Source organism: Phycicoccus sp. CSK15P-2 (genome assembly GCF_016888005.1).
In the GTDB taxonomy this organism is placed as follows: Bacteria; Actinomycetota; Actinomycetes; order Actinomycetales; family Dermatophilaceae; genus Phycicoccus.
The window spans coordinates 211,360-224,625 of the sequence record NZ_JAFDVE010000014.1; the positions used below are offsets into that span (position 1 = coordinate 211,360).

7 protein-coding genes are annotated in these 13,266 nt (G+C 73.1%); 5 read left to right on the plus strand and 2 right to left on the minus strand.

The genetic code is table 11. From position 1 onward, the window contains the following. The first annotated feature begins 119 nt into the window (after window positions 1-119). The 5 genes from JQN72_RS10105 (at window position 120) to JQN72_RS10125 (ending at window position 8,847) form a co-directional block, all read left to right on the plus strand. Entirely contained in the window at window positions 120-2,495 is a 2,376-nt protein-coding gene (locus JQN72_RS10105) for a sodium-translocating pyrophosphatase (RefSeq protein WP_204135045.1), read from the plus strand. Between the two features lie 162 nt (window positions 2,496-2,657). After that, window positions 2,658-4,163, plus strand: coding sequence for a methyltransferase (locus JQN72_RS10110; RefSeq protein WP_204135046.1), 1,506 nt, complete (start codon window positions 2,658-2,660; stop codon window positions 4,161-4,163). A 234-nt stretch (window positions 4,164-4,397) separates the two neighbouring features. Then, window positions 4,398-5,075: a TetR/AcrR family transcriptional regulator gene (locus JQN72_RS10115; protein WP_204135047.1), complete on the plus strand. Its 678-nt coding sequence runs from the start codon at window positions 4,398-4,400 to the stop codon at window positions 5,073-5,075. Beyond that, window positions 5,075-6,808 carry an ABC transporter ATP-binding protein gene (locus JQN72_RS10120; RefSeq protein WP_204135048.1) on the plus strand — a complete coding sequence of 578 codons (1,734 nt, stop codon included), beginning with the start codon at window positions 5,075-5,077 and terminating at the stop codon, window positions 6,806-6,808. Before JQN72_RS10115 ends, JQN72_RS10120 begins: the two co-directional genes overlap by 1 nt. Continuing rightward, entirely contained in the window at window positions 6,805-8,847 is a 2,043-nt protein-coding gene (locus JQN72_RS10125; RefSeq protein ID WP_204135049.1) for an ABC transporter ATP-binding protein, read from the plus strand. The genes JQN72_RS10120 and JQN72_RS10125 overlap by 4 nt, the downstream gene beginning before the upstream one ends. 134 nt (window positions 8,848-8,981) lie before the next feature. Here JQN72_RS10125 and JQN72_RS10130 read toward each other — a convergent pair whose 3' ends face one another. Further along, window positions 8,982-11,171: an acyltransferase family protein gene (locus JQN72_RS10130; RefSeq protein ID WP_204135050.1), complete on the minus strand. Its 2,190-nt coding sequence runs from the start codon at window positions 11,169-11,171 to the stop codon at window positions 8,982-8,984. Continuing rightward, window positions 11,168-13,266 (minus strand): acyltransferase family protein (locus JQN72_RS10135; protein ID WP_204135051.1); only part of this gene is annotated, 2,099 nt, incomplete at its 5' end. The genes JQN72_RS10130 and JQN72_RS10135, both read right to left, overlap by 4 nt.

Consider the following 13,266-nt stretch of genomic DNA (forward strand, 5'->3'; position numbering starts at 1 on the left):
ACCTCCCCCCGGACAGGCGGCATCCGCCTCCCTGCCGGTAGTGTCCCCCCCGACCGTCCCCTGACCTCTGTCGGTGCGTCCGCGCCCGGGGGACGTCCTCAGCCGTCAAGGAGGATGGAATGGCACCCCTCGCACTCGCGACCGCCGAGTCGGGAGCCCTGGACCTGTCCGGGACCAACCTGACCCTGGTCGTCACGGTCGCGGTGATCGCGCTCGTATCCCTCGTCATGGGCTTCGTGTTCCGGAGGCAGGTCCTCGCGGCCGACACCGGCACGGAGAGCATGCGTGAGATCGGCGCGGCCGTCGAGGAAGGTGCGCAGGCCTACCTCGCGCGCCAGTTCAAGACGCTCGGCATCTTCGTCGTCCTCGTGTTCGGCCTGCTCCTGCTCCTGCCCGCCGAGGGCGCCGCCGTCCGGTGGGGCCGCTCCGGGTTCTTCGTCGTGGGCGCCTTGTTCTCCGCGGCCATCGGCTACCTGGGGATGAGCCTCGCCGTCAAGGCCAACGTCCGGGTCGCCTCCGCGGCCCGCCAGGAGGGCGGCCGCGACCTCGGCATGAAGATCGCGTTCCGTACCGGCGGCGTCGTCGGCATGGCGACCGTGGGCCTCGGCCTGCTCGGTGCTTCCGTCGTCGTCCTCCTCTACAAGGGCGAGGCCCCGAAGGTGCTCGAGGGCTTCGGCTTCGGTGCCGCGCTGCTCGCGATGTTCATGCGCGTCGGTGGCGGCATCTTCACCAAGGCCGCCGACGTCGGCGCCGACCTCGTCGGCAAGGTCGAGGCGGGGATCCCCGAGGACGACCCGCGCAACGCCGCGACCATCGCGGACAACGTGGGCGACAACGTGGGCGACTGCGCCGGCATGGCCGCCGACCTCTTCGAGTCCTACGCCGTGACGCTCGTCGCCGCGCTGATCCTCGGGTCGGTCGCGTTCGGCACGTACGGTCTGGTCTTCCCCCTGATCATCCCGGCCATCGGCGCGATCACCGCCCTGCTCGGCGTGTACGTCACGAAGGCGCGGGCCGGCGAGAACCCGCTGAACGCCATCAACCGGGGCTTCTACATCGCCGCCGCCGTCTCCGTGGTCCTCTCCGCGGTCGCCGCGTACGTCTACCTGCCGTCCTCGTACGCCGACCTGGACCCGACGAACCCCGAGATCGGCGTGCTGAACGGCGACCCGCGGATGGCCGCCCTGCTCGCGGTCGTCATCGGCATCGCGCTGGCCGGGATCATCCTCTGGCTCACCGGCCACTTCACGGGGACCGACAAGCGGCCCACGATGGACGTCGCGCGAACCTCGCTCACCGGCCCGGCCACCGTCGTGCTCTCGGGCATCGGCGTCGGCCTCGAGTCGGCCGTGTACACCGCGGCGATCATCGGCGGTGCGGTGTACCTGGCCTTCCTCCTCGGCGGCGGCTCGGTCTCGCTCGCGCTGTTCCTCATCGCGCTCGCGGGCTGTGGCCTGCTGACCACCGTCGGTGTCATCGTCGCGATGGACACCTTCGGCCCGGTCTCCGACAACGCCCAGGGCATCGCGGAGATGTCCGGCGACGTCGACGGCGAGGGCGCGCAGATCCTCACCGAGCTCGACGCGGTCGGGAACACGACGAAGGCGATCACCAAGGGGATCGCGATCGCGACGGCCGTCCTCGCGGCCACGGCGCTCTTCGGCTCCTACACCGACGCCTGGACCACCGCGCTCGACGACATCGACCCCAACGCCCTCAGCCCCGAGCAGCTGGAGTCGGCGCAGGCCTTCGTCATCGACGCCCAGGGCCTCGTCACGACGCCCTCGACGCTCGTCGGCCTCATCATCGGCGCGGCGGTCGTCTTCCTGTTCTCGGGACTTGCCATCAACGCGGTGACCCGCGCGGCCGGCGCCATCGTCTTCGAGGTGCGCCGCCAGTTCCGCGACATCCCCGGGATCATGGAGGGCACGGCCAAGCCGGAGTACGGCCGGGTCGTCGACATCTGCACCCGCGACTCGCTCCGTGAGCTGGCGACCCCCGGCCTGCTCGCGGCGCTCATGCCCGTCGCCGTCGGCTTCGGCCTCGGCATCGGCGCGCTCGCGGGGTTCCTCGCCGGCGCCATCGGCACCGGGGCGCTCATGGCGGTCTTCCTCGCCAACTCCGGCGGCGCGTGGGACAACGCGAAGAAGATCGTCGAGGACGGCCACCACGGCGGCAAGGGCACGCCGGCCCACGAGGCGACCATCATCGGCGACACCGTCGGTGACCCGTTCAAGGACACCGCCGGCCCGGCGATCAACCCGCTCATCAAGGTGATGAACCTCGTCTCGGTGCTCATCGCACCGGCCATCATCACCCTGTCGATCGGCGTCGACGCCTCCGCCCCGATCCGCTACGGGATCGCCGCGGTCGCGCTCGTCGTCGTCATGGCCTCGGTCGCCTACGCCAAGAGCAAGGACCTGGCCATCGGCGGGGACGAGATCGACCCGGACCTGCAGACGACCGACGACGACCCGGCGCCCGCCCAGGTCTGACCCGCACCACCACGGGCGGGGCCCCACCCCGTCGACCGAACAGGACACGCCGTCCGGCCACGTGCCGCGACGGCGTGTCCTGTCCACTCGACCGGTGGTGCCCGGCGGGCCGCACCAGGGACCCCGCGGCGGCATGCCCCGGCGAGCAATAGGCTCGTCCCGATGACCACCTCCCCGCCCCGCGTCGACGATGTTCTGCTCGCCCGGCTCCGGGCCGACCTCATGGCGTCCGGCTTCACGGTCGAGGGCGTCACGGGGCTGCTCGGGCCGATGGCCGCCGGGGCCCTCGACCGCGACCAGGCGCTGCCGGCCCAGCGGGTCACCGCCGCGTCGGACGACCCGCGAGCCGCGCTCGTCCGGCTGTTCACCCTCGGCGACCCGGTCGACGCCACCGAGGTCGCGGCCGCGCTGCCGACGCTCGAGGTGGACGGTGCGGTCGGGCTCGGGCTCGTCGCCCCCGAGGGGGACGCCGTCGTCGCGCTGTGCGACCTGCGACCGTACGCCGCGGACGGGGACAACTGGTGGGTCGCGTCGGACCTCGGCGAGCTCGCCACGAACCGGCCGCTGCGCCCCGACCACGTCCTCGGCATCGGTGGCGCGTCGACCACCCTCGCCTCGTGGACACCACGCCCCCGCGTCGCCCGTGCGCTCGACCTCGGCACCGGGTGCGGCGTTCAGGCGCTCCACCTCGGTGGGCACGCCGCGGACGTCGTCGTCACCGACGTCTCCGAGCGGGCGCTCGGCTACGCCCGGTTCAACGCCGCGCTCAACGGCCTGGCCTGGGACGTCCGGTCCGGCTCGATGCTGCAGCCGGTGGCCGGCGAGCGCTTCGACCTCGTCGTCTCCAACCCGCCCTTCGTCATCACGCCGCGCACCGGGGCGGTCCCGCTGTTCGAGTACCGCGACGGCGGCGCGTCCGGGGACGACGTCGTCCGTGACCTCCTCCGCGGGATCGGCGAGCACCTCGAGCCCGGGGGGATCGCCCAGCTCCTCGGCAACTGGGAGGTCCCGCGCGGTGGGTCGTGGAGCGAGCGGGTCGCGGCCTGGCTCGACGGCACCGGCCTGGACGCCTGGGTGGTCCAGCGTGAGACCCAGGACCCCGCCGAGTACGCCGAGACCTGGGCGCGCGACGGCGGCCACCATCCGGGGACGGCCGACTTCAACGCGATGTACACGGCCTGGCTGGACGACTTCGCCGCCCGGGACGTCGAGGCGATCGGCTTCGGGGTCGTCACGCTGCAGCGCCCGGCCACCGACCGCGAGCCGTTCCGCGACCTCACCCACGTGCCGGGGCCGGTGGAGCAGCCCATGGGGGAGGCGGTGCTCGCGGGGCTGCGGGCGCGCACCTGGCTCGCGGAGCACGACGACGAGGCCGTCCTGGACCACGCGTGGCGGCGGGCGGAGGGCCTCAGCGAGGAGCGGCACGGGGTGCCGGGCGAGCCGGACCCGCGGGTCATCCTCCTGCACCAGGGCACCGGGCTGCGGCGGTCGGTGCCGCTGACGACCGTCACCGCCGCCTACGTCTCGGTGTGCGACGGCGACCTCACCGCCCGGGCCGCCGCAGCGGCCATCGCGGGCCTGCTCGACCTCGACGACATCGAGGTCCGGACCGAGATCGCGTCCTTCACCCGCGACATCGCCAAGGACGGCCTCCTCACCCACGCGTGACCGTCCGCTGCACCCGGCCGTCCGGCGCACGCGACGACCCGGCGCACCCGACGTCCGGCGACGACTCGCCCTCCGCCGCCTCCCCTGCCCAGCGCCCGAGCTTTTTCGCCTGATGCCGGAAGCTACGGTCACGCACCCCGAACTTCGGGGGGCCTGACCGGACCTTCCCGCATCAGGCGAGAAAGGTTGGGAAACCCATTTGTGAGTGAGTGCTCACTCATTTATGCTGACGCGGTGACCCCCCGCGCCCCTGCCATGAGCCGTGACGAGCGCCGCGCCGTGCTCGTCGAGGTCGCCCTCCCCCTGCTGCGCGAGCACGGCGCCGCGCTGACGACCAAGCAGGTCGCCGACGCCGCCGGTATCGCCGAAGGCACGCTGTTCCGCGCCTTCGCCACGAAGGACGACCTCGTCCACGCCTGCGCGGCAGCGGTCTTCGACAACACCGAGACCCTCGCGGCGCTCGCGGATGTCGACCGCGACCAGCCGCTCGACGCGCGCCTCGCCGACGGCGTCGCGGTCATGCAGGGGCATCTCCACCAGATCATCGGGCTCATCGGCACACTCGCCCAGAGCGGCGCCTTCGGCCACCACGGCTCCGGCCAGCACGGTTCCGGCCGGCACGGCTCGGGACATCACGACCCTCGCCACCACGACCCCGGCCACCACAGCGGAGAGGACGACCGCCCGGAGGGCCCGCGCCGCGCGCGGCGGATGTCCGACCCCGAGGTCGACGCCGCGTTCGTCGAGCTCATCGGCGAGGACGCCCGCGACCTCCGTCTCCCGGCCGAGGACGTCGTCGGCATCCTCGCCCACCTCACCCTCTCCAGCTCCCACCCGATGTTCCCGGTCCGGTCCATGACGCCCTCCGAGATCGTCTCCGTCGTCCTCGACGGCACCCGGAAGGCCCGCTGATGCTCGTCCGTCTGGTCCGAACCCACCTGCGTCCGTACGCCGGACCGCTCGTGCTGCTCGTCGCCCTCCAGCTCACCGGCACCCTGGCGTCCCTCTACCTCCCGAGCCTCAACGGCCGGATCATCGACGAGGGGGTCGCGCTCGGCGACACCGGGTTCATCGTGCGTGCGGGCGCCTGGATGCTCGGCGTCTCCCTCGTGCAGATCCTCGCGACCATCGCCGCCACCCGGATCGCCGCGCTCACCGCGGCCTCGCTCGGGCGCGACGTGCGGGCCGCGGTCTTCCACCGGGTGGGTGGCTTCTCGGCGCGCGAGGTCTCCGCGTTCGGCGCCCCCACCCTGATCAGCCGATCGACGAACGACGTCACCCAGGTGCAGCAGGTCGTCTACATGGGCCTCGCGATCGTCGTCACGGCTCCGATCATGATGGTGGGCGGCGTCGTCATGGCGCTGCGCGAGGACGCCGGCCTCTCCTGGCTCGTCGCCGTCGCGGTGCCGCTGCTCGGCGTCGCCGTCGGCTCGGTGATCAGCCGGATGGTCCCGCACTTCCGGAAGATGCAGGAGGCCGTCGACACCGTCAACCGCATCCTGCGCGAGCAGATCACCGGCATCCGGGTCGTGCGCGCCTTCGTCCGCGAGGAGGTCGAGCGCGAGCGCTTCGCGCAGGCCAACACCGTGTACACGGGGACCGCGACGGCGGTCGGCCGGCTGATGGCCCTCGCCTTCCCCATCGTCATGGTCATCTTCAACGCCTCGACCGTCGCCGTCCTGTGGTTCGGGGCGATGCGCGTCGACGACGGCCGGATGGAGATCGGCGCACTCACGGCGTTCATGGCCTACCTCATCCAGATCCTCATGTCGGTGATGATGGCGACCTTCATGTCGATGATGGTCCCGCGCGCGGCAGTCTCGGCCACGCGCATCGTCGAGGTCCTCGACACCGTCTCCACGGTCCACCCGCCGGAGCGCCCGGAGGCGCTGCCGCCCGGGCCGCTCACCGTCGAGCTGCGGGCCGCCACCTTCGCCTACCCCGGCGCCGACGCACCCGTGCTCCGCGAGGTCTCGTTCACCGCCCGCCCGGGCACGACGACGGCCGTCGTCGGGTCCACCGGCGCCGGCAAGACCACCCTGGTCGGGCTCGTCCCCCGGCTGCACGACGCCACCGGCGGTGCCGTGCTGGTCGGCGGGGTCGACGTCCGCGACGCCGCACCTGAGAGTCTCTGGTCCCGGATGGGGCTGGTCCCGCAGCGGCCGTACCTGTTCACCGGCACGGTCGCGAGCAACCTGCGCCACGGCAGGTCCGACGCCACCGACGACGAGCTGTGGGAGGCGCTGCGCATCGCCCAGGCCGACGACTTCGTCCGGGCCATGCCCGGTGGTCTCGAGGCGCCCGTCGCGCAGGGCGGGACGAACGTCAGCGGCGGCCAGCGGCAGCGGCTGGCCATCGCGCGAGCCCTCGTCCGGCGGCCGGCCGTGTACCTCTTCGACGACGCGTTCTCGGCGCTCGACGTCGCCACCGACGCCCGGCTGCGCGCCGCGCTCGTCCCGGTCGTCCGCGACGCCACGGTCCTCGTCGTCGCCCAGCGGGTCTCGACGATCCAGGGCGCCGACGTGATCGTCGTCCTCGAGGACGGCGCGGTCGTCGGCACCGGCAGCCACGACGAGCTGCTCGCGACGTGCGAGACCTACCGGGAGATCGTCGACAGCCAGCGCACGACGGAGGAGGCGGCATGAGCGAGGTCAGGTCGGCCGAGGAGAAGGCCGCCGAGGCACGCCGCGGCCCGGCCCAGGTGCGGCGCGCCGGCCCGCCGCACGCCAACCTCGGGATGCCCGCCGAGAAGTCCCGGGACTTCGGGCCGTCGGCCCGGCGGGTGCTGCGGCGCCTGGCGCCGGAGCGGCAGGTCGTCCTCGGGGCGCTCGGCCTGGCCCTGGCCAGCGTCGTGCTCAATGCCGTGGGTCCGAAGATCCTCGGCCGGGCCACCGACCTCGTCTTCGCCGGCGTCTTCGGCGCCCGGATCCCCGCCGGCACGACCCAGGCCGACGCCGTCGACGCCCTCCGGGCCCGCGGCGAGGGCCGCCTCGCGGACATGCTCGCGGCGATGGACCACGTCCTCCCGGGCCAGGGCGTCGACTTCGGCGCGGTCGGCCGGGTGCTCCTCGTCGTCCTCGCCATCTACCTCGTCGCGGCGGCGCTCCAGCTCGTCCAGGGCCGGCTGCTCGTCGGTGCGGTCAACCGCACCGTCTTCCGGCTGCGCCGCGACGTCGAGGACAAGCTGAACCGCCTGCCGCTCCCGTACTTCGACGCCCAGCCGCGGGGCGAGCTCCTGAGCCGGGTGACCAACGACATCGACAACGTGGCGCAGAGCCTCCAGCAGACCCTGAGCCAGCTCGTCACCTCGCTGCTCACCGTCGTGGCGATGGTCGCGATGATGATCTACATCTCGCCGCTGCTCGCCGTCATCGCCCTCGTGACGATCCCGGTCACGATCGTCGTCACGGCGGCCATCGGCAAACGCTCTCAGCGCCACTTCGTGCAGCAGTGGAAGAGCACCGGGCAGGTGGGTGCGGTCGTCGAGGAGACCTTCACCGGCCACGAGCTCGTGAAGGTCTTCGGGCGTCAGGCCGAGGCCGACCGGGAGTTCGCCGAGCGCAACGACGCCCTGCACCACGCGGGCTTCCGGGCCCAGTTCATCAGTGGCGTCATCATGCCGACGCTCATGTTCATCGGGAACCTCAACTACGTCGCCATCGCGGTCGTCGGCGGGTTCCGGGTCGCGAGCGGCACGATGAGCCTCGGCGACGTCCAGGCCTTCATCCAGTACTCCCGCCAGTTCACCCAGCCGCTGACCCAGGTCGCGTCGATGGCCAACCTCGTCCAGAGCGGGGTGGCCTCGGCCGAGCGCGTCTTCGAGGTCCTCGACGCCCCCGAGCAGGAACCCGAGTCGACGAGCCCGGCGCGGGTCGAGGAGCCGCGTGGCCGCGTGGCGTTCGAGGACGTCTCGTTCTCGTACGCCGCCGGCACCCCGCTCATCGAGCACCTCGACCTCGTCGTCGAGCCCGGGCAGACCGTCGCCATCGTCGGGCCGACCGGCGCGGGCAAGACGACGCTGGTCAACCTCGTCCTGCGCTTCTACGAGCTCGACGGCGGCCGGATCACCCTCGACGGCGTCGACATCCGCGACCTCACCCGGCACGACCTGCGCTCACGTACCGGGATGGTGCTCCAGGACACCTGGCTCTTCGCCGGGACGATCCGGGACAACATCGCCTACGGCCGTCCCGGGGCCACCGACGACGAGATCCTCGAGGCGGCCCGCGCCACGTACGTCGACCGGTTCGTGCACTCGCTGCCGGACGGCTACGACACCGTCCTCAACGCCGAGGCCGACAACATCAGCGCCGGTGAGCGCCAGCTCGTGACGATCGCGCGGGCCTTCCTCGCCCGGCCGTCGCTGCTCATCCTCGACGAGGCGACGAGCTCGGTGGACACCCGCACCGAGCAGCTCGTCCAGCACGCGATGGCCGCGCTGCGCAGCGACCGGACGAGCTTCGTCATCGCGCACCGGCTCTCGACGATCCGGGACGCCGACCTCATCCTCGTCATGGAGGGCGGGCGCATCGTCGAGCGGGGAACGCACGCCGAGCTGCTCGCGGCCGACGGCGCGTTCGCGCGGCTCCACGCGGCCCAGTTCGCGGCCGCCGTCACCGACCCGGACGCCGGGCCGGTGACGGCCGATGGCCTGCCCGCACCGGCGGCCGGAGCCACGGCCTGAGGGGCCGCTCGCGCCGAGCGTTGGCGCACAGTGCGCAGGCCCGCGCATCCCCACACCGGAACCTCCGGTCGGGCACCCCGAAGTTCGAGGTGCCCGACCGGAGGTTCCGGCATCAGGCGGGAAAGAGGTGACGGTCAGTCGCCGGAGAGAGCGGGGGACGTCTCCGCCAGCCGGTCCGCGAGCAGCCGGCGCAGCGCCGCCGACCACGTCGCGCTCATGTGGCTGTTGTCGCTGTACACGACCGTCGTGCCGACCACGGCCGGGCACACGTCGTTGGTGCAGAACCAGGGCGTCGGGTCCAGGACGGCGGCGCCCGCGTCGATGGCGGCCCGGGCGGTCGCGGCCCGGCGCTCGGGGTCGCTCAGGGCGACCTCGCTCGGCACCGCACACTCCCGGGCGTCGTCGAGGTGCCCGGCGACGCAGTCCGGGACATCGGTCTGCGGGTAGGGCGTGTCGGCGAGCACCGTCACCGTCGTGCCCCCCTCGCGCAGCGCGGACACCGTCGTTCCCACACCGGTCGCCCAGGCGGCGGTGAAGTCGGGGTCGCGCCGCTCGGAGCCGGTGAACGCGCTGAGGACGACATGGTCGGGCCGCTCGGCGGCGATCCGGGCCATGACGCGCTCGCGCCACGTGTAGCACTCGCGGTAGTCACGCTTGAGGATCGTGTTGACGAGGGCGACGTCGTACGCCGGACAGCCGGACTTCGTCAGGGAGACCAGCCGCCAGTGCCGCTGCACCGCGATGGCCTCCAGGGCGGGGAGCCACTGGTAGGCGTGTGAGTCCCCGGCGAGGACGACGGTGGTCTTGCCGGCCGGGTCGCCGAACACACAGGTGCCGGAGGGGTCGCGGGCCAGCCCGGTGTCGAGCAGGTCGACCATGCAGGAGACGCCGTCGCCCGTCGCCGGGGAGGGGGTGTCGTCGGGGACGTCGACGAGTGCGGGCGAGAGGTTCGCCGGGACGGCACGCATCTGCGCCGCCGTCCCGACCTCCGAGACGACCCGTGCGGGGTCGACGGTCGCCGCGGCCGCGCCGGAGCCCTTCGGTTCGGGGATGAGCGCCGCGGCACCGAGTGACACGACGGCACCGAGGGAGACGGCCGTCGCCCCCACCGCCAGGGTCCGCCCCACCCGCCGGAGAGCGGCGGCGGTGCGCGCCGGGTTCTCCAGGCCGATGTACGTGAGCGACGCGAGCCAGGTGGCGAGGAGCACGGCCAGCGCGGTCTGCACGGGGGTGGGGGTGGTGTCGAGGTAGGTGGGGGTGAGGGTGAGGACGGGCCAGTGCCAGAGGTAGAGGCCGTAGGAGATGCGGCCGAGTCCTTGGGGGACGGGGGTGTCGAGCACGTGGGTCTCGAGGGGGGTGGGGTGGGTGAGTCCGGCGGCGATGACGGTGGCGGTGCCGAGGGTGGGGGCGAGGGCGGCGGTGCCGGGGAAGGTGGTGGTGTCGGCGTAGAGGACGGCGCTGGTGGTGATGGTGGCCAGGCCGGCGATGGTCAGGGCGGTGGTGGTGGGGGTGTGGCGCAGGAGGCGGGTGCGGGCGAGGTGGGGTGCGGTGATGGCCAGGAGGCCGCCGATGCCGAGCTCCCAGGCGCGTGAGGGGGTGGTGAAGTAGGCCAGGGCGCGGGCGGTCTCGGTCTGGTTGATGCCGTGGGCGAGGGAGGCGGCGGTCAGGAGGGTGATGGTGGTGGTCAGGGCCCAGGTGGCGGGGCGGGTGCGGTGGCGTAGCCAGAGGAGGCTGGCGGCGGCGAGGACGAGGGGCCAGGCGAGGTAGAACTGTTCTTCGATGGCCAGGGACCAGTAGTGCTGCAGGGGTGAGGGGTCCTGGTTGGCCTGGTAGTCCACGCCGGTGTTGGCGAGGTGGATGTTCATCGCGAAGAGGGTGGCCCACAGGGCGTCGGTGGCGGTGCGGCGGGCTTGCAGGGGTGAGGCGAGCAGCCAGGTGGCGATGACGGTGGTGAGGGTGACCAGGGTGGCCAGGGGGAGCAGGCGGCGGATGCGGCGGGCGTAGAAGTCGGTGAGGCTGATCCGTCCGGTGTGGATGAGCTCGCGGTGCAGGTGGCGGGTGATGAGGTAGCCGGAGATGACGAAGAAGACGTCGACGCCGACGTAGCCGCCGGGCAGGAAGGGCAGGCCGGCGTGGTAGAGCACGACGAGGACCACGGCCAGGGCACGCAGGGCCTCGATGTCCGGGCGGAACCCCCGCACCACACCGTCCGGGAGCTGCCGACGACGCCGGCCACGGTGGGACCGGGGTGGGCCGCTGGGGGTGGACGGTCCGGTGCGGTCGCGGTCCGGGGCTGTCGGCGGGCGGGTGGCGAGCGTGGTCATCCGGTGGCTCCTTCCCCGAACGGGGCCGGTAGCGCCGCACCGAGCCGGGGGGCCAGGGCATGGGCGTACGTGGCGGTCACGTGGCTGTTGTCGCGGTAGACGAGGGTGTCGCCGACGACGACGGCGCAGCGGGCCTCGGTGCAGAACCACGGGGTGGGATCGACGACGGTCGCGCCCGCGGCCGCGGCTCGCTCCCGGGTGCCGGTGCGCCGGGCGGGGTCGCTCATCGCCTCCTCCGGCGTCATCGTGCAACCGCTGGCGCGGTCCAGGTGCTCGGCGAGGCACTCGGGGACGTCGTGGCCCGGGTAGGGGGTGTCCTCGAGGACCACGACGGCTCGGTCGTCCGCGACGAGCCGTCCGACCGTGGACTCCACGCCGGCCACCCACTGCTCCGCGAACACCGGCCCGCGCGAGGAGAAGACGGCGCCGGTCGTCACGACGAGGTCGGCGTCCTCGGCGGCGACCCGCTCGTGGACGCGGTCGCGCCACGTGTAGCACTCCCGGTAGTCGCGGTGGAGGGTCTGGTTGGCCAGCGTCACGTCGTAGAGCGGGCAGGCGCCCTTGGTCATCGACACGAGCCGCCAGTGCCGCTGGGTGGCGAGCTCGGCCAGGGCGGGGAGCCACTGGTAGGCGTGTGAGTCCCCGGCGAGGACGACGGTGGTCTTGCCGGCCGGGTCGCCGAACACGCAGTCGCTGCCGTCGTCGGACAGCTCCGAGGACAGGAGGTTGGCGTGACAGTGGGCCGACGCCGGCTGGGTGGCCGTCGGGTCGTCCTTCCCGGCCGAGGCGAGGTCCGGGGTGAGGTTCGAGGGCACCTGGGTGACCTCGACGCCGGTCCGGACGGCGTCCAGCCCGCGGAGCCCGCCCGTGAGGGCCTGCGCCTCGGCGCCCGAGCCCTGCGGCGTCGGCGCGAGGAGGACGGCGGCGAGGACGACACCGAAGCTCGTCGCCACGGTCGCCCCACCGGCGAGGACGACCCGGATGCGGCGCACGAGCCCGGCCCCCGGGCGCCGGAAGGCGGCCTCGACGACGGCGTAGGAGATGACCGACAGCCACAGCGACACCCCGACCGCCGCGGCGTTCTGGAGGGGGGTGGGGGTGGTGTCGAGGTAGGTGGGGGTGAGGGTGAGGACGGGCCAGTGCCAGAGGTAGAGGCCGTAGGAGATGCGGCCGAGTCCTTGGGGGACGGGGGTGTCGAGCACGTGGGTCTCGAGGGGGGTGGGGTGGGTGAGTCCGGCGGCGATGACGGTGGCGGTGCCGAGGGTGGGGGCGAGGGCGGCGGTGCCGGGGAAGGTGGTGGTGTCGGCGTAGAGGACGGCGCTGGTGGTGATGGTGGCCAGGCCGGCGATGGTCAGGGCGGTGGTGGTGGGGGTGTGGCGCAGGAGGCGGGTGCGGGCGAGGTGGGGTGCGGTGATGGCCAGGAGGCCGCCGATGCCGAGCTCCCAGGCGCGTGAGGGGGTGGTGAAGTAGGCCAGGGCGCGGGCGGTCTCGGTCTGGTTGATGCCGTGGGCGAGGGAGGCGGCGGTCAGGAGGGTGATGGTGGTGGTCAGGGCCCAGGTGGCGGGGCGGGTGCGGTGGCGTAGCCAGAGGAGGCTGGCGGCGGCGAGGACGAGGGGCCAGGCGAGGTAGAACTGTTCTTCGATGGCCAGGGACCAGTAGTGCTGCAGGGGTGAGGGGTCCTGGTTGGCCTGGTAGTCCACGCCGGTGTTGGCGAGGTGGATGTTCATCGCGAAGAGGGTGGCCCACAGGGCGTCGGTGGCGGTGCGGCGGGCTTGCAGGGGTGAGGCGAGCAGCCAGGTGGCGATGACGGTGGTGAGGGTGACCAGGGTGGCCAGGGGGAGCAGGCGGCGGATGCGGCGGGCGTAGAAGTCGGTGAGGCTGATCCGTCCGGTGTGGATGAGCTCGCGGTGCAGGTGGCGGGTGATGAGGTAGCCGGAGATGACGAAGAAGACGTCGACGCCGACGTAGCCGCCGGGCAGGAAGGGCAGGCCGGCGTGGTAGAGCACGACGAGGACCACGGCCAGGGCACGCAGGGCCTCGATGTCCGGGCGGAACCCCCGCACCACACCGTCCGGGAGCTGCCGACGACGCCGGC

Bases quoted from the DNA above. Each gene is read 5' to 3' on its own strand.
- JQN72_RS10125 (WP_204135049.1), top strand. From the start codon at position 6,805: ATGAGCGAGGTCAGGTCGGCCGAGGAGAAGGCCGCCGAGGCACGCCGC.
- JQN72_RS10130 (WP_204135050.1), bottom strand. From the start codon at position 11,171: ATGACCACGCTCGCCACCCGCCCGCCGACAGCCCCGGACCGCGACCGC.
- JQN72_RS10105 (WP_204135045.1), top strand. From the start codon at position 120: ATGGCACCCCTCGCACTCGCGACCGCCGAGTCGGGAGCCCTGGACCTG.
- JQN72_RS10120 (WP_204135048.1), top strand. From the start codon at position 5,075: ATGCTCGTCCGTCTGGTCCGAACCCACCTGCGTCCGTACGCCGGACCG.
- JQN72_RS10110 (WP_204135046.1), top strand. From the start codon at position 2,658: ATGACCACCTCCCCGCCCCGCGTCGACGATGTTCTGCTCGCCCGGCTC.